The organism is Pseudomonas sp. NPDC089734 (genome assembly GCF_044748865.1).
Classification (GTDB): Bacteria; Pseudomonadota; Gammaproteobacteria; order Pseudomonadales; family Pseudomonadaceae; genus Aquipseudomonas.
This window is the reverse complement of record NZ_JBIVGV010000003.1, coordinates 214,346-233,948: the sequence shown is the minus strand read 5'-3', so window position 1 is coordinate 233,948 and position 19,603 is coordinate 214,346. Positions and strand designations below refer to the sequence as shown.

The 19,603-nt window shown below is 56.3% G+C and carries 17 protein-coding genes and 1 pseudogene; 11 read left to right on the top strand and 7 right to left on the bottom strand.

The window, feature by feature from the left end; translation table 11 throughout:
* Positions 1-11: 11 nt before the first annotated feature.
* A complete protein-coding gene (locus tag ACIPY9_RS05780) occupies positions 12-1,499 on the bottom strand; it encodes a helicase HerA-like domain-containing protein (protein WP_400697894.1) in 1,488 nt (495 codons plus the stop codon).
* 185 nt (positions 1,500-1,684) lie between these two features.
* Here ACIPY9_RS05780 and ACIPY9_RS05775 point away from each other — a divergent pair, with 185 nt between their 5' ends.
* Together ACIPY9_RS05775 and ACIPY9_RS05770 are read left to right on the top strand one after the other, a co-directional pair.
* Positions 1,685-2,797: a glycosyltransferase family 4 protein gene (locus ACIPY9_RS05775; RefSeq protein ID WP_400697892.1), complete on the top strand. Its 1,113-nt coding sequence runs from the start codon at positions 1,685-1,687 to the stop codon at positions 2,795-2,797.
* Between the two features lie 4 nt (positions 2,798-2,801).
* A complete protein-coding gene (locus tag ACIPY9_RS05770) occupies positions 2,802-3,569 on the top strand; it encodes a DUF2334 domain-containing protein (protein ID WP_400697890.1) in 768 nt (255 codons plus the stop codon).
* Here the strand turns inward: ACIPY9_RS05770 and ACIPY9_RS05765 are convergent.
* Together ACIPY9_RS05765 and purU are read right to left on the bottom strand one after the other, a co-directional pair.
* Complete coding sequence (locus ACIPY9_RS05765) at positions 3,545-3,727, bottom strand: hypothetical protein (protein ID WP_400697887.1); 183 nt, start codon at positions 3,725-3,727, stop codon at positions 3,545-3,547. The genes ACIPY9_RS05770 and ACIPY9_RS05765 overlap by 25 nt on opposite strands.
* A gap of 201 nt (positions 3,728-3,928) precedes the next feature.
* Positions 3,929-4,714 (bottom strand): annotated as a pseudogene (gene purU, locus ACIPY9_RS05760) (formyltetrahydrofolate deformylase); the annotation flags it as partial.
* Positions 4,715-5,059: 345 nt separating this feature from the next.
* Between purU and mvaT the strand changes: the two are divergent.
* Positions 5,060-5,437 carry a histone-like nucleoid-structuring protein MvaT gene (mvaT, locus tag ACIPY9_RS05755; protein ID WP_400697885.1) on the top strand — a complete coding sequence of 126 codons (378 nt, stop codon included), beginning with the start codon at positions 5,060-5,062 and terminating at the stop codon, positions 5,435-5,437.
* 90 nt (positions 5,438-5,527) lie between these two features.
* On the opposite strand, the gene sbcB is transcribed toward mvaT, so the two are convergent.
* Entirely contained in the window at positions 5,528-6,958 is a 1,431-nt protein-coding gene (sbcB, locus tag ACIPY9_RS05750; RefSeq protein WP_400697883.1) for an exodeoxyribonuclease I, read from the bottom strand.
* Between the two features lie 173 nt (positions 6,959-7,131).
* Between sbcB and ACIPY9_RS05745 the strand changes: the two genes are divergently transcribed.
* From ACIPY9_RS05745 to ACIPY9_RS05730, 4 genes are read left to right on the top strand one after another with little or no spacing between them, the layout of a single operon-like run.
* Positions 7,132-7,854, top strand: coding sequence for an RDD family protein (locus ACIPY9_RS05745; RefSeq protein WP_400697880.1), 723 nt, complete (start codon positions 7,132-7,134; stop codon positions 7,852-7,854).
* A complete protein-coding gene (locus ACIPY9_RS05740; protein WP_400697878.1) occupies positions 7,851-8,831 on the top strand; it encodes a stage II sporulation protein M in 981 nt (326 codons plus the stop codon). The genes ACIPY9_RS05745 and ACIPY9_RS05740 overlap by 4 nt, the downstream gene beginning before the upstream one ends.
* A complete protein-coding gene (locus ACIPY9_RS05735) occupies positions 8,818-10,407 on the top strand; it encodes a DUF4129 domain-containing protein (RefSeq protein WP_400697875.1) in 1,590 nt (529 codons plus the stop codon). The genes ACIPY9_RS05740 and ACIPY9_RS05735 overlap by 14 nt, the downstream gene beginning before the upstream one ends.
* Positions 10,404-11,633: a DUF4350 domain-containing protein gene (locus ACIPY9_RS05730; RefSeq protein ID WP_400697872.1), complete on the top strand. Its 1,230-nt coding sequence runs from the start codon at positions 10,404-10,406 to the stop codon at positions 11,631-11,633. Before ACIPY9_RS05735 ends, ACIPY9_RS05730 begins: the two co-directional genes overlap by 4 nt.
* 505 nt (positions 11,634-12,138) lie before the next feature.
* Here the strand turns inward: ACIPY9_RS05730 and ACIPY9_RS05725 are convergent.
* Positions 12,139-12,330, bottom strand: a complete 192-nt coding sequence (locus ACIPY9_RS05725; RefSeq protein ID WP_400697869.1) for a hypothetical protein — start codon at positions 12,328-12,330, stop codon at positions 12,139-12,141.
* Positions 12,331-12,599: 269 nt separating this feature from the next.
* Here ACIPY9_RS05725 and ACIPY9_RS05720 point away from each other — a divergent pair, with 269 nt between their 5' ends.
* The 4 genes from ACIPY9_RS05720 (at position 12,600) to ACIPY9_RS05705 (ending at position 18,561) form a co-directional block, all read left to right on the top strand.
* Complete coding sequence (locus ACIPY9_RS05720) at positions 12,600-13,928, top strand: AAA family ATPase (protein WP_400697867.1); 1,329 nt, start codon at positions 12,600-12,602, stop codon at positions 13,926-13,928.
* Positions 13,928-14,878 (top strand): DUF4435 domain-containing protein, encoded by a 951-nt coding sequence (locus tag ACIPY9_RS05715; protein ID WP_400697865.1) that lies wholly within the window; start codon positions 13,928-13,930, stop codon positions 14,876-14,878. Before ACIPY9_RS05720 ends, ACIPY9_RS05715 begins: the two co-directional genes overlap by 1 nt.
* Positions 14,879-16,177: 1,299 nt before the next feature.
* Positions 16,178-17,221 (top strand): AAA family ATPase, encoded by a 1,044-nt coding sequence (locus ACIPY9_RS05710; RefSeq protein ID WP_400697863.1) that lies wholly within the window; start codon positions 16,178-16,180, stop codon positions 17,219-17,221.
* Complete coding sequence (locus ACIPY9_RS05705) at positions 17,218-18,561, top strand: DUF58 domain-containing protein (RefSeq protein WP_400697860.1); 1,344 nt, start codon at positions 17,218-17,220, stop codon at positions 18,559-18,561. The genes ACIPY9_RS05710 and ACIPY9_RS05705 overlap by 4 nt, the downstream gene beginning before the upstream one ends.
* A gap of 30 nt (positions 18,562-18,591) precedes the next feature.
* Here ACIPY9_RS05705 and ACIPY9_RS05700 read toward each other — a convergent pair whose 3' ends face one another.
* Together ACIPY9_RS05700 and ACIPY9_RS05695 are read right to left on the bottom strand one after the other, a co-directional pair.
* On the bottom strand, positions 18,592-18,951 hold the full coding sequence (locus ACIPY9_RS05700; RefSeq protein ID WP_400698316.1) for a PilZ domain-containing protein: 360 nt from the start codon (positions 18,949-18,951) through the stop codon (positions 18,592-18,594).
* Positions 18,952-19,151: 200 nt separating this feature from the next.
* Positions 19,152-19,520 carry a tol-pal system YbgF family protein gene (locus ACIPY9_RS05695; RefSeq protein WP_400697858.1) on the bottom strand — a complete coding sequence of 123 codons (369 nt, stop codon included), beginning with the start codon at positions 19,518-19,520 and terminating at the stop codon, positions 19,152-19,154.
* Positions 19,521-19,603: the final 83 nt, after the last annotated feature.

The following is a 19,603-nucleotide window of genomic DNA, read 5'->3' as shown; positions in this document are numbered from 1 at the left end:
GATCACGACCGCTACCGGCGCTTCTTGCCGCCCAGCAACGACCCCATCAAACCTCGCACCAGCTCACGTCCCAATTGGGTCGCCGCCTGGCGCATGGCATTTTTCATCGCCTGACCGGCAAGGCTGCCCAGAAACTCCCCCGCCTTGTCCCCGAAGCTTTCCGACTCGGCTTCAGAAGCGGCAGGCGCATCGGCCTGTTCCGGGACGCTCGCCTTGCGAGTGACAAGCATCTCGTAAGCCGACTCACGATCAACAGGCTTGTCATAACGCCCCGCAAACGGAGACCGGGCAATCAGGTTCGCACGTTCGGCCTCGCTCAACGGCCCGATACGTGACTGGGGCGGGGCAATCAGTGCCCTCTGGACCATGGCTGGCGTGCCCTTGTCCTGCAAGGTTCCCACCAGGGCTTCGCCAATCCCCAGTTCAGTCAGCACGCTGAGCGCATCGAAGGCAGGGTTGGGCCTGAACCCGTCCGCCACGGCCCGCAGCGACTTCTGCTCCCTGGCCGTAAATGCCCGGAGCCCATGCTGAATACGCAGACCGAGCTGCGCCAGAATGGCATCCGGCAGATCCCCCGGCGATTGAGTGACGAAATACACACCCACGCCCTTGGAACGAATCAGGCGCACCACCTGCTCAAGCCGCTCTTGCAACGCCTTGGGCGTATCGGCAAACAGCAGATGTGCCTCATCGAAAAACAGCGCCAGCAGCGGCTTGTCGGCATCCCCCCTTTCCGGCAGTTGCTCGAACAGCTCTGCCAGCAGCCATAGCAGGAACGTGGCGTAAACCTTGGGTGCTTCATGCACCAACCGGCTCGCGTCCAGCAAATGAATACGCCCTCGTCCATCATCCGCTGGCTGAAGAATGTCCTGCAGTTGCAACGCGGGCTCACCGAACAAAGCCTCGGCGCCCTGCTGCTCCAGCACGGCAAGACGCCTCTGCAAGGCCTGACTGGAACCGGTGGTCATCAGCGCCGCGTCTTCGCCCAGCAGTTGAGGGTTGTCACGCAGATGATTGAGCAGAGCCTTGAGGTCCTTGATATCCAGCAGCAACAACCCTTCACGATCGGCCACCTTGAACGCGGCGTACAGGGCCGATTGCTGACTGTCACTCAGCTCAAGCAGATTGCCCAATAACAACGGCCCCATTTCACTCAGAGTCGTCCGCAGAGGATGACCGGACTGACCGTCAACATCCCACAACGTAACCGGATACTCCCGAGGTTGATGCTTGAGCCAGGGCATGCTGGCAATACGTTCGGCAATCTTGCCCTGAGGGCTTCCCGCCGCCCCCAGCCCACAGAGATCGCCTTTGATATCGGCGGCGAAAACAGCGACACCGGCATCGCTGAACGCCTCGGCCAGCCGTTGCAGGGTCACCGTCTTGCCAGTGCCGGTCGCACCGGCCACCAGACCATGACGGTTGGCCAGGCGCAACGCCTGAAAGACCGGCTGCCCGTCCAGGTCGGCACCCAAAACCATTTCCCGAGCGTCAGGCATGTCATCACCTTCTTTTACGCAGCATTCAGAACACTGACTTTAGGCCGTTTTCAAGAAAGCTTCAGCATTGACCCGTTTAGCAAACCGACTCATGACACTCCCGCCAAGCGGTGGATTTGCAGACGAACATCTATTCTTGTCAGAGGTCAACGAAAGAACGACCACTGATCGGAGGAGTGTCCACAGTGCATATCGCCGACATGACCATGTTCTACGCCCCCGCCAGCGGCGGAGTCCGCACCTACCTCGATGCCAAGCATAGACGCCTTGGGCACTACCCCGATGTTCGTCACAGCCTGCTGATACCCGGTGCCAGTTCCAGTCATAACGATGGCATTTATCACGTGGCCGCTCCCGCTCTGCCGTTCAGCAATGGTTATCGCTTTCCATTGCGGGTGTCGCCCTGGCGCAATGCGCTGCATAGCCTGCAACCCGACCTGATTGAAGTCGGTGACGCCTACCTCACCGCCTGGGCCGCACTCGATGCCCGGCGGCAACTGGATGTTCCGGTCATCGGCTTCTATCACTCGGACCTTCCCTTGCTGGTCAGCAATCGCATGGGGCACTGGATGGGCACCAGTGTCGAAGCCTATATCAGCAAGCTGTATGGCAACTTCGACCGGGTGTTGGCACCCAGTCAGGTCATGGCCGACAAACTGATCGCCATGGGCGTCGAGAATGTTTATGCACAACCGCTGGGGGTCGACCTGGCAGTCTTCCATCCACGCCACAGAACACCGTGCCTGAAAGCGGAGCTCGGCCTGGATGAAAACACCCACTTGCTGATATTTGCAGGCCGCGGCTCGAAAGAGAAAAATCTGCCGGTCCTGCTTCAGTGCATGAAAAGGCTTGGCTCACGCTATCACCTGCTATTGGTGGGTTCGCATATGCCGACTCAGGTACCCGATAACGTGTCGGTCATTGGCCGCTTCTGCAAACCTCCCTACCTGGCGCAGTTGCTGGCCAGTGCAGATGTGCTGTTGCATGCCGGCGATCAGGAAACCTTTGGCCTGGTGATACTCGAAGCCATGGCCAGCGGCATTCCGGTGATTGCGGTCGCGGCGGGCGCCTTCACGGAAATCGTGACGCCCGAATGCGGCGTGCTGTGTCAGGCAAACAACCCCAGATCCATGGCCTGCGCCGTACGCGAACTCTTCAACCAGGACGTCCGCGAAAAAGGCCGGGCCGCACGACGCCATGTCGAAGCCCATTACAACTGGGATTCCGTGATCAACGGGTTGCTTGCGCATTACCGGGCCGTCCTGGGATATCGCCTGCCCGCCCTCGCTCACGGCTAGCACCTTGAACCTTCAAATTCCGCGCAGCGTGCTGCTGGTCTTGCACGATGTGGCACCGTCGACCTGGGCTGATTATCAAGCGTTCGTGGCAGCCGTTGACGCATTGGGTTCCATTCCCATCACCTGGCTGGTGGTGCCTGATTTCCACAAGCACGACCCGCTGGAGCATGACCCACAGCTGCGCAAGCTGTTACAGCAGAGGCTTGAACGCGGCGATGAGCTGGTGCTGCATGGCTACCATCATTGCGATGAGGGCCCGACGCCACGCTCCTTGCGTGAGTACGTCATTCGTCGTCTCTACACCTGGGAAGGCGAGTTCTCCACCCTGAACTGCCAGCAGGCACTGACACGTCTGGAATCAGGTATCGAACTGTTCAGACGCCATGACTGGCCACTTCACGGCTTCGTGGCCCCTGCCTGGCTGATGAGCCCGGGGACTCGCGAAGCGTTGCGCCAGTTGCCCCTGCGCTACACCAGCGACCCGCAGCATCTTTATCGGCTGCCGGACTTTACCGGCGTCGATGCGCCGGGGCTTGTGTGGAGTGCGCGAAGTGCATGGCGCAGAGGCGCGTCGAAGCTCATCGGTGAATACCGTCTGAGGCAGTTACAGGAAGCCCCGACCATTCGTCTGGGCCTGCACCCTGTCGACATGCGCCATGCCTTCTCGCGCGATTATTGGCTGGCCACCCTTGAACGCTTGTTGAAAGACGGCCGTCAGCCCATGACCAAAATCGGCTGGCTGAATGCTCAAGCGTCGCTATCGGACTCGTGAGATTGTTCCTGTTGCAACCGGCGCCACAGACTGGCCGCTCCAGTGAAGTCGGCACCGTTATCAGGCGTCAGCGCATCGGGGTCATAGCGGCTCAGACACCCCTCCCCCAGCGTGGGAGGAGCAGTGGATGTAGCCTTGTCGAATGGGTCAGTCGTCATGGGTACCTCGGCTCTTCGTCATGAATGAACTCATCAGTGTAGAAGTGAATTCACTCATGGAAAGGCCAGTACCGACTCGCGGTTAAAACCGCTCCTGCAGGCAAGTGTGCAGGAGCGGATTCATTTGCAGATGACTCAATCAAAAACCACGGTCTTGTTGTCGTGTACCAGTACCCGGTCTTCCAGGTGGGCACGCAGACCACGGGCCAGAACCATCTTTTCCACGTCGCGGCCGAAACGCACCATGTTTTCGATGCTGTCGCGGTGGCTGACGCGTACGACGTCCTGCTCGATGATAGGGCCGGCGTCGAGTTCTTCTGTCACGTAGTGGCAGGTAGCACCAATCAATTTGACGCCACGCAGAGAGGCCTGGTGATAAGGCTTGGCACCGACGAACGACGGCAGGAAGCTGTGGTGAATGTTGATGACCTGATGGGCATATTCACGGCACAGCTGAGGCGGCAGGATCTGCATGTAGCGCGCCAGAACCACGACATCGGCCTGATGATGGCCGACCAGACGCGAGACCTCGGCAAACGCCGGCTCCTTGTCCTTGGGGTCGACAGGTACGTGGTAATAAGGAATATCGTGCCACTCGACCATGCTGCGCAGGTCCTGGTGGTTGGAGATCACGCAGGCGATGTCGCAGTCGAGCTCATCGCTGTGCCAGCGGTGCAGCAGGTCAGCCAGACAGTGCGATTCGCGGCTGGCCATCAGCACCACACGTTTCTTCTGCGCAGAGTCGGTGATACGCCAATCCATCGAGAACTCTTCGGCAATCGGCGTAAAGGCCTCGCGAAAACCTTCCAGATCGAATGGCAATGTATCGGCACGGATCTCATGGCGCATGAAAAACCAGCCACTGAGATTGTCGGAATGGTGGCTCGCTTCGGTAATCCAGCCATTGTGGGAGGCCAGAAAGTTACTGACTTTGGCAACGATGCCAACACGGTCCGGGCAAGCAATCACCAGACGAAAAGTGCGCATTTAGGGAAACTCCAGAACTTCGCAAAGGCGCTATTCTAGCGACTGTGCGACAAAACTGCAGTATTCCGTTGCCGGCCCCTGCAAGAAAATCAGGCCACCACGCGGCACCGCGTCCCCACCGGCATTTACCTTCGCTCAGGCCAAACAAACCCGCTACTTGAGCGCGCTTAAATAGCAACCTTCTTTGGAACCTGACAGACGATCGCTAGTTCCATGAATCTGCGGACGCTCTGTATATTCTAAATAATTCAAATAAAACTTTTATTTAATGTTTACTTGCTCAAGGCCTCTGACTATTATTGCCTCACTGTATCCCTGCCACCCTATCAACATAAGGTCCCCCTCATGTCCTTGATCAACGAATACCGCGCCACGGAAGAAGCCATCAAAGAACTGCAAGCCCGTTTGAAGAACCTGTCGCAAGACGACAAACTGCAAACCGAGCTGGAGTTTGAAGGCAAACTGCGCACCCTGATGGGCGAATACCAGAAATCGCTGCGTGACATCATTGCTCTGCTGGATCCAGAAGCCAAAGTTAATAAAGCACCTCGTGGCGCCGTGAAAACTACCGGCACCAAGCGTGCGCGCAAAGTCAAGCAATACAAAAACCCGCACAACGGCGAAGTCATCGAAACCAAAGGTGGCAACCACAAGACTCTGAAAGAGTGGAAAGCCAAGTGGGGCAGCGACGAAGTCGAAAGCTGGGCCACTCTGCTGGGCTAAGCATCACCGGGTCGCACCTTTTTTGCACCCGCACAAAAAACGCCAGCTTGCTGGCGTTTTTTATTACCCGAAAACTTTTCCTTTCTCCCCTCATACACCTAATCGTTCAGTTAACTGCTGTACATAATCCTGCCACTGCCTCAACACCTCAAGCTGCTCAGGCCCGGCACTAAGAGACAACTCCTCCCGCGCCGTTGTAAAACTTTCCAAGGTATTGGGCGCTCCGAATTCCGGGTCGCGCAGCCGCTGCTGGCAGAAATGACGCCAACGCTGTTGTTCTTCGTCATTCAAGGTATCGGGGAAGTTACGAGCCCGATAACGAAACAACAATTCAGGCAAGCGTGCGTCATCAAAAGGCCATACTTCATTGCCCAATTGTTCTGGTTCAGCGCAACGTACTTGCTCACAAAGACGCCGATCACGATCACCAATAAAGCCGTCATACAATTGCTGCTCAGGATCTTCAGTGGCCGCGAACTCATCCTTGCCATACAAGACCTGGCATTTGTTCTGCCAAACTTCACGGGATTCACTCAAGCGCGACACTCGTTCCTGGTAGCTCGCCATATCCAGCTGCAAACGTTCCTGATCTTCGGGACGCAAGACATTGAGCGGCGCAATCACCGGGCACCGGTTTATATGCAGTAATTTGACAGGCACCGGCAGCTCGCCTTCGGCCAGCGCTTCACGACGGGTATATAAGCGCTGTTTCAGCACTTCGGCATCCAGGTCCAACAGAGGTGAAGGGTCCAGATGCAGGTCACAGACAATCAGCGCATTACGATTGTGCGGATGCCAGGCCAGAGGCAAGACCACCCCCAGATAATGGCGTGCCGCCGAAAAACGTCCCGAAATATGCACCAGCGGCTGCATCAGACGAATCTGCTCCTGAACCTTGTGCTTGCTGCGCAAGGCGAACAGGTAGTCGTAGAGCCTGGGTTGTTTCTCGCGGATCAGACGTGCAAGGGCAATCGTTGCCCGAACATCGGATAACGCATCATGCGCCTGCCCGTGATCGATACCGTTGGCCGCCGTCAGCCGCTCCAGCTTGAGCGTGACCTTTCCGTCCTCCTCGGGCCAGACAATCCCGTCGGGACGCAAGGCATAGGCCGCCCGCACGACATCGATCAGATCCCAGCGGCTGTTTCCGCCCTGCCACTCACGGGCATAAGGGTCGAAGAAGTTCCGATACAGGCTGTAACGGGTCACTTCGTCGTCAAAACGCAGGGTGTTATAGCCCGAACCACAGGTTCCGGGAGCCGACAGCTCGGCATGCACACGGGTCATGAAATCGGCTTCGCAAAGCCCCTGTTCGGCCAGGCGTCCGGGAGTGATACCCGTAATCAGACACGCCGCCGGATGAGGCAGGATGTCATCGCCGGGCTGACAGTACAGGTTGACGGGCGGCGCGATTTCATTGAGGTCAAAGTCGGTACGAATACCCGCCATCTGCAATGCACGATCATTGCGCGGATTGATGCCGGTGGTTTCGTAGTCGTACCAGAAGATGCTGGAGGTCACGGGCGATTCCTGAACAAAAGACCGGTAAAGTGTAGGCCTTGAGGCCGGTAGATAGCGAATGCAGGCTCACCCGGAACCTTGCGCCCTGTTTTCGCGGCCATGAATGGCGTGTTGCGTAGTGCTGCCGTGCCCGATAGCATCACGTCTCGCTCTCAGGTGTCTCCCTCCCGACAATGCCATCCCCAGCCGAGCCAAGGAATGCAGCGCCCTGCGCGCCACTGGATACCCGGATCAGGATCGAAACCCCGGAGGGCATCGATCTGGTCATGCGACCTGCCGGGCTGATATCCCGCGCCCTGGCCTTCGGAATCGACCTGATCATCCGGACCCTGCTGGTCGGCGCGCTCATCATGTTCTTCAAGCTGTTCGACAAGCTGGGTACAGGCCTGGCAACCCTGGCCATGTTTCTGGTGACCTGGTGGTACATGGTCTTGTTCGAGGTGCTGAATCAGGGCTGCACACCGGGTAAACGCATCATGGGCCTGCGGGTGATACAGGATGACGGTACGCCCATCGGCTGGGCATCGTCCTTGATACGCAACCTGCTGCGCGTGGTCGACATGCTGCCCTTCGGCTACGCCGTCGGTGCCATCGGTTGCCTGAGCCACCCTCTGTTCAAGCGCCTTGGAGACCTGGCCGCCGGAACCCTGGTGATCTACCGCGATGTCCCCGTCCAGCGTCCGGTCATCCCTCCGGCCGAACCACTTATCGCTCCGTTCGTGCTGAACCTGGACGAACAGCGCGCCGTACTGGGGCTGGCAGAACGCCAGAGCACACTGTCCACGGCACGCACCCAGGAACTGGCCACGATACTGGCCGAACCCTTGCACGTTTCCCCCGACAAGGCCGTTGCACATATCAATGGCATCGCCCGTGGCCTGCTGGGGCCGACATGAAACAGAGCCTGTTCGAGACGCGCCACCAACCTCAATGGCAGGACTTCAGCGACCGCCTGGATGCGCTTGAGCGTGGCAAGGCCGCTCGCCAGCCCGGTGAGACATTTGCCAGTGACTACAGACGCATCTGCCATCAACTGGCACTGGCGCAGGAACGTGGCTACAGCAGCCATTTGATCGACGCCCTGCACCAACTGGCAATGCGCGGGCATCAACAGCTCTATCGCCATCGCAGCGCCATCGGCGCACAGTTCCTGAGCTTTATCCTGGGCGGTTTTCCACGTCTCGTCCGGGCGGAATGGCGTCTGGTGCTGGTGGCCAGCCTGCTGTTTTTCGGCAGCCTGATCGGCATGGGTCTGCTGGTGTACTTTTTTCCGGACCTGATCTACAGCATCGTCAGTCCAAAGCAGGTCAGCGACATGGAAAGCATGTACGACCCTGCCGCCAGACGCATAGGCCAGGCCTTTGAGCGTGAATCCAGTGATGACTGGGTCATGTTCGGTTACTACATCATGAACAACATCGGCATCGCGTTTCAGACCTACGCCAGCGGACTGCTGTTCGGGCTGGGCAGCCTGTTTTTCCTGCTGTTCAATGGCCTGATGATCGGCGCGGTAGCCGGTCACCTGACCGAGATCGGGTTCGGCCAGACCTTCTGGTCATTCGTGGTCGGCCATGGTGCCTTTGAACTGACCGCCATTGCCCTCGCAGGCGCAGCTGGCCTGAAACTGGGGCTGGCCCTGCTGGCGCCTGGCCGGCTGACCCGCGCCGAAGCTCTTCGGCTGGCAGCCCAGGCCAGTGTGCGGCTGATCGGCGGTGTCATTCTGTTTCTGTTGATCGCCGCCTTTATCGAAGCCTATTGGTCATCGATGACCTGGCCCGCGCCCACGCTCAAATATGGGGTGGGTCTTGCGCTCTGGGCACTGGTGATTGCTTACCTGACACTGGCCGGGCGGACTTCCCATGTCCCTGACTGATGCCAGCGTCGCGATACGCCCGCGTACCCCCTGGGAAGCCATCGATCTGGGGGTGTTGCTGGCACGTGAACACCGAACCCTGTTGATGAGCAGTTGGGCCATCGTCACGCTGCCGGTCTTCGTGCTGATCAGCCTCCTGTGTCAGGACTCCCCGACCCTGGCCTTCATGCTGTTCTGGTGGCTCAAACCTGCCTATGAACGGCTGCCGCTGCTGATTCTTTCCCAGGCCCTGTTCGGTTCCAGGCCGACACTCAAGCAGGCCCTCAAGGCCTGGCCTGCAACCCTCAAGACGCAGTTGATTCCAAGCCTGACCTGGCGCCGTCTGAGCCCGAGCCGCAGTTTCCTGCTGCCGGTGCAACAACTGGAAAACCTGTCCGGGGCCGAGCGCAGCCAGCGTATTGCCCTGCTCAGCCAGAAAGACATGCTTGCGGCCCGGTGCCTGACCCTGGTCGGCAGCCATCTGGAAGTGATCCTGTGGTCAGGCCTGATCATCCTGCTCTACGCCTTGATTCCACAGCAGATTGAAATCGACTGGGGCTGGAGTCGCATGATCAATAGCGAGGGCAGATGGCACTGGCTCGAGCACCTGAGCAATGCCTTCTATGCCTTGATACTGATTTTCTGGGGCCCCGTTTACGTGTCCTGCGGCTTCACCCTGTACCTGAATCGCCGCACGACACTGGAAGCCTGGGACATCGAACTGATATTCCGGCGGTTGCGCCAGCGCCTGCTCGGCACGGCCTGCACGGTGCTGATGGCCGCTGGTCTTGCGCTGTCTGCCATGCCCTCCAGCGCCTGGGCAAACGACACTGAGCGTTACAGTTGCCCGCTGCCGGAGCCAGAGCAAGATCTCGAAACCCGGTCACCGGCCTCCCCCGATACGCCGCGCCTGATCAACCAGGCCTTGACCAGCGAGGCCGCCAGAAAGGAAATCCGGACACTGTTGCAGCAGCCGCCCTTCAAGAACGTCAAGACCGTTACCGGCTGGCGATTCCCGGAGCCCGAAAAGAAAACGCCCCAGGCCAAGGCCGAAAACGCCAACACGCTGCTCAAATGGCTGAACGGGCTGCTGAGATCGGCCAATACCATCGCTCATGTATTCGAGGTCCTGTTATGGGCCGCGGCCATTGGATTGATCGGGCTGCTGATCTGGCGCTATCGCCAGTGGTTCAAGACCTTCGTCAGCCGTACGCCGCAAAGGACAACCTCCTTGCGCGAAATGCCGGAACAACTTTTCGGCCTGCCCGTCAGCGCACAAAGCCTGCCGGACGATATCGCGACCCACGCCCAGCAGCTATGGGCCAGTCAGCCGCGTGAAGCTCTGGGTTTACTGTACAGAGGCTTGCTCAATCGCTTGCTGAATGAATACCGCCTGCCCCTCAAGGAATCGGACACAGAACATCAGGTCCTGGAGCAAGTGGCCCGGCTGAACCTGCCGCTTCTGAGTGCGTTCAGCCGAAAGCTGACCACCCATTGGCAGAATCTGGCCTATGGTCACCGCCCGCCGCCCGACCACCTGCAACAGGAACTCTGCGATGGCTGGCGCAGCCTGTTCGGTACCGGTGCACAACCATGAACAAGCGTCGCCGGATATTCGTCGGGCTGCTGCTGTTCGTGGCCCTGGTCCTGGGCAGTGTCTATGCCTACAGAAACCTTGAGCGCTATGAAACGAGCGTCGATCAAGGACCGTCGCCGGAAGCGGCAGCCAACCCCTACCTGGCTGCCGAGCACTTTCTGCGTCAACACCTGACCTCGGTGAAGTCAGTCCATACCCTGCCCGAGCTTCCCGATCCCGGTCAGCAGGCGCAGACCCTCCTGTTGCTCGGCAGCCGAGAGAACATGACGCCCGTCCAGGTCGAACGGCTATTGGCCTGGGCCCGTTCGGGCGGCCACCTGCTGTTCGTGGCCGAGCAGATATGGGACGAGAAAAAGGGACGCAGTGGCGACCTGCTGCTGGACAGAATCCACATCCGCCAGTATTTCACCCGTGACATCAAGGCCCAGGACCGCCAACAGCAATCGCGAGAAAAGGCGCAACTGCCAAAACCCCATATTCCCTTGGCCGCCCCAGGCCTTTCGACGCCTTCCGTTCCCTGGCCGGAACTGACCCGTCTGTACCTGGAAAACGAAAGCGAACCGGCCTATATGAGCTTCAACCCGGCCTTCCATCTGGAAGACCCTGAAGACCATGCCCAGTCCTGGGCCAACAGCGCCGACGCCACCCACATGCTGCAAATGATCTACGGCGACGGGCTGATCACCGTGCTCACGGATGCCAATCTGTGGAAGGAACGCTTCATCGGCAAATACGACAACGCCTGGCTGCTCTGGTACCTCACCCAGGACAGTGACGTGACCCTCTTGCTGCAAAGCGAGCATGACAACCTGCTGGACCTGCTGCTGCGTCATTTCCCGCTGGCGCTGACGGCATTCGCCGTGTTGATCGCCCTGACCCTCTGGCACGCCGGACTGCGTGAAGGCCCGGTACAGGCCCCGGCCCCCGTCGGCAGGCGGCAACTGACCGAATACTTGCGCGCCAGCGCCGACTTTGTACGCCGGCACAGCGGTCGACAGGCCCTGTTGAAAAGCCTGCAACTAGACATTCTGCGACGCGCACGCCTGCGTCATCCCGGCTTTGAAAAACTGGGCGTAACCGACCAGTGGCAGGTCCTGGCCCGCCTGACGCGCCAGCCCACCAGCGCCATCAGCAACGCCCTGCGCCCAAGGCCCAGCCAACGCCTCTCCCACGCCGAATTCACCCGTCAGGTTGCCCACCTGCAAACCCTCAGGAATGCCTTATGATCCAAAGCCTTGCAGCAGTTAGATCTACGCACTATCAAGCTAAAGCCCTGTCAGACAGTGGGTAAAGAGTCATAGTAGTAGTCGTCGCCCTCTTCCATGCTGGCGGTGGAAAATTAGCTATTTGCTGACGACAGAATGAAAGATGGATAAAGGACATAATAGGGGGGAATCTGGGTGCAGCTATCACCTTAGTGTTCATTTACCGGTTGGGCAGGGAGCGATGATGCTTGCGCACCTTCTCCCAGCGACCAAACCGGAAACGATCATACTGGCGAACCGGTACAACCTTGGCATGATTATTCATGACCAAATCTCCGTTTTATTCTCAGCAAGCCGCTGATAGGCCCTTACATCCCATATGCAAGCGACGCATAGTGGTTTGAGGGGACCCGGAGATCCTGAGGTGATAGCCGCGCGAAAAATGGTAGCAGGAAGCCAGCTGCGTGGGAAGTGACTATCCTAGGGGCTACGGCAATAGACAATAGAAATGTTGCCCAGAACATTCTCAGCGCTGACGCGGCTGGTGCTGCTCGACGAGCCGTGCGTACGCTTTAATGGTTTCTCTCTCTGCCTCATAGAGAGCCTTGAGACGTGACTCTTCTGCCCGACTGACCTTGCCGACGGAGCTCTCGTAAACGGTCCAGGCGATAGAAGCGCTGGCCAGCACCTTATGCAGAGCTTGAGCTATCTCATCCATTGACGCTCACCTCGTCACACATCGTTGATCAGTACAGAGAAAGGCTCATGATGACGCCTAGTTAGCTTGGGATAGCAATCATAGATGAAAGGTTCACCTCTTGCATCAGAATCCCACCGTACGCTGGTCAGTTTGTGCCCCCAGTGTCACTGACCTCGTTTACACAGATCATCAGCTTCCCAGTACCAGACTGTAGACGACAAAAACAAGCTAAGCCATTATATTGCCATCAAATGAGCCGCTTTTCACCATGGATATTAGGTGCCAAATTGTCTACATCCAATCTAAAACGCTTTTCAATCCATAAACTTTTTCAAGAGAGAGATGTAAGTCTCGATTTTGATGACAACTGCCGGGTTTTGGTCGCCGAGAACGGCCACGGAAAAACCAGCATCCTTAATGCCCTATATCACACTATTCGAGGTGATAGTATCAAGCTTGGGAAGATAGATTTTCAGTGGATTGAAATTGAGTTTGGTGACGGTGAGAGATTCAGAATATTTCGCAAGGAACTGGACCTTGCTAACGCATTCAAGGATAAAGCATTCTACGACCACCTATGCATACTCGTAGGCAGAGAAGAAACACATAGACTAGTTGAGGCCTATTTTGATCATGCCAATGTTCCCAGCAGATTTAAAGCCAATCCTTATTTCAAGTTTGCTCAAAAGAAGACCGGCTTCCCACCCGAGACGCTAATTGCCTTTCTGGGGCAGCATTTGGGGCCGGGTTCCGATGAAGAAAGTGGAGTTAAGACTAAAATAAAATTTAGCAGAATAAAGGCTAAGTTTCCATACACCTTGCTGTACTTGCCTACCTATCGCCGCGTTGAAGTTGATCTTTCTATTGGCGAGGGTGACGATGGGAGTGGCACAAGGGAAAGTATTTATTTTGGTATGCGAGATGTGGAGGAACTGATCAAAGCCCGCACCCAGGAGATCCTGTCGTCATCGGTAGAGTGGTTCTCGAAAGTTAATGGGCAGATGCTGAGTCAGCTTGTCGAGGGGTTTTCTCTAGATCAAGAGCTGAAGGAAAGCATTAAAAAACCGGGTGACGTGAAAATCGTACTTGACCGTATCGGAAACAACATTGATGGCGAGACCAAGCAGCGGATTTTGGAGCTGATTGAGTCGAACGCAATTTTTATGGACCACGACCCTCTTATCTTCTTTATCTCTAACTTGGTCAAAGTTTATGAGCAACAACGCGAAAATGACCAAGCGCTGCAGAGTTTCACTGAAGTTTGCAACAGATACCTTGGTGACAAGATGATAAAGTACAACGAGGGCTCTGTCGCGCTGCAGGTCGTGCGGCGGAAGAATCAAAGGTCCGTCGGTTGGGAAGTTTTGTCTTCGGGTGAGAAGCAAATCATTTCATTATTTGCAAAGCTTTACCTTCAGAAGCAGAACAGTTTCGCTGTCTTCTTTGATGAACCTGAACTTTCGTTGTCGCTGGAGTGGCAGAAGACACTATTGCCGGACATTCTAGATTCTGGAAAATGCGCTTTTCTCTTAGCCACGACTCATTCCCCGTTCATCTTTGAAAACAACTTGATGCCATACACGGTGGATCTCTCGCATTACATCAAGGAGCTGTGATGAGCAGGGTGGCTATTCTAAAAAGTGCAGCATCTTCCGCTGCGGTTAAATTCCTTGAGGTGACCAGAGCTCACGCCAAGAGGCCACAAGCTGCGATATGCATTTTTGAAGGGAACGACGAAAAGTATTATGCTTGCAGACTGAGTTCAATTCTAGGTCAAGACTGTTGGGTGGGGATAAATACTGGGGGCAGAAATCCCGTATTAGAGCTTCGAAAGCTAATTTTGCAGCACCCTGTCTATAAGAAGTGTAGGTTTCTATGTTTTATCGATAAAGACTACGATGACTGGCTGATAAATCCTGACCCAGAGCGTATCTACATCACTCCGTGCTATTCCATCGAGAACCTATATGCGAGTCAGATGTGTCTGGTAGGCGTGCTATCCGCCGAATTTCGGGTCACCGACTTTAATGAGATGGCGAATGAGTATACCGCCTGTATTGACCTGTTTCAAAAACGCATGATCGAAGTTTGTGAGTGTCTTTTGCCATTCAATATCTGGGGCAAGGGTCGTTCATTAATGGAGAGAGATGGCAAAGACATACCGAAGATTTTCCTTAACGACGCAACTATCGACAAACTCATTCAACTTGATCTATTGTCGTGCAGCATACTCTACGACCCTAATGATATAAGCTCTTTGCTAAAGAAAAGCAGCAACGATGATTTCTGCGCTGATGCGATAGCTGAGGCAACTTTTTCATTTGAAAACGCTAATCGCATGCTTCGTTATAGAGGTAAGCAGCAAATTGAAGCATTTAGGCGGTTCTTGGCAGCATTGCGGCATGACTTCGTAACTGGAGGGGGCATAGTGTTCAAGCAAAAAGGCAAACTAAAAATGGAATTCGATGATACCAAAGATTTGCTATCAGAGCTTTCCCAATATGCTGATACTCCAGAGTGTCTTCGCCGTTTTCTGCATGTAAGGCGCGTGGAAATGGAAGGTTGAAACAGGCGATATAGATCTGCTTCAACGCGATGCCCTGCTATTTGTGGTCTATAATTAAAGGGCATCGCTACTGACCACTGCAATCTAATTGTGCAACCATACTATCGTTACTTGCCCAACACCGAGATAAGAAGCATTGTCAATATTGCGCCATTTATGATAAAAACTCGATATTTTTAAAATCGCACTTCGCCAACTGCACCGCCATTTTAGTGGGTAGGGGACGGTGCCTGCCATATCAAATTGCATGCCTAAATTTTAAGCTTCTAAGCTTGGAAATCCTCGTATAATACTAATGGGAGCACGTGCGGCTAACGCGTCGAAAGACTGACCGAACTTCAAGAAGTAAGCTCGTCAATAATATGCCGACAATGTAGCAACCGATGCGGCACAAGCCTTACATCCAAAGTCCATAAGCCTCCATATAGCTGAACCCAGTATCTGAAAACCGAAGCCAATCCTACTTTGCGGCTAGCTGCGTCGGTTAAAACACGCACGACAACACTCTCAGGTGCCAACACGGCAAAGTCAGAAGATATTGGCGTCGGCGTATGGATCCACGAACATCATAGTATCTGCGGCTTCGGACAATATCTTTGCCAAGGCTGAAAAGGCAGAAAATACTCACCTAAAGAGATAAAAAAGCCATGGCTAGCCGAAGTGCTCAGAGCCCTGCGGGACCAAGTACGCTACACAGGTAAGTGGTTATGGGCTGCACCGTTTCGATATGGCTTGGAAAGCGGGGTTAGGGCATAAGCTATTTACAGAGTAGTTGAAAGCAGCCGCATCATCCAAATTTCCGCTTTGCTCCATCAACGCAGAAGCACGACCTAGCCATCTTATGGCTTCAGTTGTCCGCCAATCAGTCGTTCCGAAATCCGGCATTTCAACAATTAGGTAACCGAGTTCGTGATAACGATGATCAGGTTCGATTTGCGTGAATGCTCAGACTTCAGTAATGAACGATACGGCTAGTATCATCCAAGTCCCCACGCCATGCCAACCTAATAGGATAGAGGTGATGGTGGGGAGGAATAGAGGGGTTGATCTTAGCTGCTATGCTGCACCGTGGTTCGATCGGCATCCACAGCTTTTTTCGTGAGCTAAAGGATCTACGCACTCAATATCATGCATGATCTAAATCGACTCAGCCCGATTCCCATAGGCGACACAGAGCATGCTTCTTTTATGGACGCCCCGTTCGTCGTCAAGCGTAAACTCCCAAAAAAGTTAAATTAGGTAACTTGTTGATTTATGGAAGGTAAAATAGGTTTAGCAGTTAACAAGGCTCCAGAATCTATGAGCGATCAAACGACCGACCAGCCCCATGACATGGACCCTGTCACCGAGCACGCGGCTGAACAGGCTCCCAGTAATCAGGCACAACAACGGCAGCGTGCCATTCACCTTGCGCAGGCTCTTCGCAATGAGCTGCAAAAAGCCGTGATCGGCCAGAATGCCGTGATCGACGACGTTCTGACCGCTCTGATCGGCGGCGGCCACGTGCTGCTCGAAGGCGTACCGGGGCTGGGCAAGACCTTGCTGGTTCGTGCCCTGGCCCGCTGCTTCGGCGGTGATTTTGCCCGTATCCAGTTCACCCCCGACCTGATGCCCAGCGATATCACCGGCCACGCGGTCTACGACATGCAGACCGAGCAGTTCAAACTGCGCAAGGGTCCCTTGTTCACCCATCTGCTGCTGGCCGACGAAATCAACCGCGCTCCGGCCAAGACCCAGGCCGCCTTGCTGGAAGCCATGCAGGAACGGCAAGTCACCCTGGAAGGCCGGGCATTGCCCATCGCCCAGCCGTTCATGGTGCTGGCGACACAAAACCCCATCGAACAGGAAGGCACCTATCCGTTGCCGGAAGCGGAGCTGGATCGCTTCATGCTCAAGCTGCGCATGAACTATCCCGATGCCAGTGAAGAGCTGGGCATGGTGCGGCAGGTCACCCGCTCGCCCCGGGCCGACATGCTCGATGTCCAGCCGCTGCGGGTGATTCTGCAGGCCCGTGAAGTGCAGGCACTGCAACGCATTGCCAGCGAACTGCCCATCGACGAACAGGTGCTCGACTATGCCGTGCGTCTGGCACGCAGTACACGCACATGGCCGGGCCTGAGCCTGGGTGCAGGGCCGCGGGCCTCCATCGCGCTGGTCCGTGGCGGGCGGGCAAGGGCCTTGTTGCGCGGCGGCGAATTCGTCATACCGGACGACATCAAGGGCTGTGCCCTGGCCGTGTTGCGCCACCGGGTACGCCTGTCGGCAGAACTGGATATCGAAGGTTTGTCGGTGGATCAGGTACTCAAGCAAATGCTCGATCAGGTTCCGGCACCGCGCCTATGAAACAGGCACTGAGGCCTTCCGTTTCGCTGCTGCGCTGGCTGCTCGGGCTGGCGAGCCTTGCTGTGCTGCCCGGTATTTTCAGCGCACTGGATGTCCATGTCCCCCCCACAATGAATGCCCTCTTTTGGGGGGCATTGCTGGGGCTGGCGGGTGTCAGCCTGTTCGACGCCATCCGGTTGATGCGCCAGCCGTCACCCGACGTGCTGCGTCACCTGCCGGGCAGCCTGGCCCTGGGACGCTGGAGCGAAGTGCGACTGGACCTCAGATATTCAGGCTCCGAGCCCCTGACCGTGCGTGTGTTCGATCACGTTCCCGACGGCCTTGAATTTGAAAACATGCCGCAATCGATCGTCCTGTCTTCCGGCACACCGGGACAGCTGGGGTATCGCCTGCGTCCGGTGAAACGTGGGCACGTCACCTTCGAGCGCTGTGAAATCAATCTACCCAGCCCCCTGGGGTTCTGGTCTTCGAGGCGTTATGTGCCATTGGTCGACACGACCCGTGTCTACCCGGACTTCGCCCGGCTCTATGACGGACAATTGCAGGCGGTGGATCACTGGCTCAGCCAGTTGGGTGTCCATCAGAGCCCGCGCCGTGGCCTGGGGCTGGAGTTCAACCAGTTGCGTGAATTCCGCGAGGGCGACAGCCTTCGCCAGATCGACTGGAAAGCCACCGCCCGCCAACGTACACCGATTGCCCGTGAGTATCAGGACGAACGCGATCAACAGATCATCTTCATGCTCGATTGCGGCCGACGCATGCGCAGCCAGGACGGCGAGCTGTCTCACTTCGACCACGCGCTCAATGCCTGCCTGCTGCTCAGCCACGTGGCCCTGCGCCAGGGCGATGCCGTCGGGCTGATGACCTTTGCCGGCGAACAGAACCGCTATCTGCCTCCCGCCAAGGGGCAGAGCCACTTGAAGCGATTGCTCAACGAAGTCCACGATCTGGAGAGCACCCGGCATTCGGCCGACTACAGTGCCGCTGCACGACAACTCCTGGCCCGGCAAAAGCGCCGGGCACTGGTGGTGCTGGTAACCAACCTGCGCGACGAAGACGATGAGGAATTGCTGGGCGCGGTGAAACACCTCAGCCGACAGCACCGTGTACTGGTGGCCAGCCTGCGGGAAGAAGTACTGGATAACCTGCGTCAATCGTCGGTACAGACCTACGATCAGGCACTGACGTACTGCGCCGCCATCGACTTTCTCGATGCCAGGGCGTCCCTTCATGAACGCCTGACGGCACAAGGCATGCAAGTTCTGGATGTGCGCCCAGGCGAACTGGGCGCACAACTGGTCACTCGCTATTTGAACTGGAAGAAAGCAGGAACACTGTAGTGCAAAACGTCTACAGTCTTCGCACGTCCGTCAGGCAGAAGCCTCCGCGGGATAGAAACAGAAGTACTGGCGCAAGGCGTCGACCAGGACCGGATATTCATCGGATACCGTGATCAATTTGAAGCCGGAATCATAACAGCCCGGCGTTTCATCCTCGTTGCACCACAGGCACACCGCCTTTACATCTACGACTTTTTGCTCGTTATCGCTACGAGGCATCTTCACCCGCAGATCAAAGGTGGCTCCCACCATCAGCGGGAGATCCGTGATCAGCATCAATCCGTCTTCCGACACATTCCCCAGACAACCCATGGACCTGCCGGTATGCCGGTTTGAAACCTGAAGATAATCCTGTAACTGGTGACGCTCAATCCTTCGATTTTTAAGCATAGTCGCCGCCTTCAAACCATTGGGCATGGTCATGCACGCAAACAATCCGAATTCCCTGCAGCCCTGAACCACCTCCTGCTGCTTGGAAAGCCCTTGAAACAGGTTGTAGCCCTTTATTTTTCATTCCCTTGACAGTCAGCCTAGCTCAAAAATTTCTCGCATCCACTCGAAAACACGATAGTTCACCCAATCGAGTGGAATTATTTTGCGGCAGGAAGGGGCTTGGCTGCCGGCGGGTTATGGCCCAGTTGAGAGAGCGTTTCAAGGCGGGCACGGGCGCGATAGGCGTATTCGCTGGTCGGATATTTCCCGATCAGGAACTGATAGGTCTGCGCGGCATCGACATACAACTTCTGGCGTTCAAGGCATTGCCCACGCAGCATCGTGACTTCCGGCATGACGTACTGACGCTCGCGGCTCTGACGCTCGACCTTGGACAGAGACAGCATCACACTGTCGCAATCACCCCGGTCATAAGCCTGATAAGCCTCGTTCAGATTGGCGTTCATCGCCCACCGGGTACAGCCGCTGACAGCAGCCAGTAATAAAACAATCGTTAAAATGCGCATGGGAGTCTCCTGTTCTGAGGCCTATATCGGCTTGGAATACGTTTTCTTCAGGGCCGACGGGCGACCAATTATCAGCCGGGTGC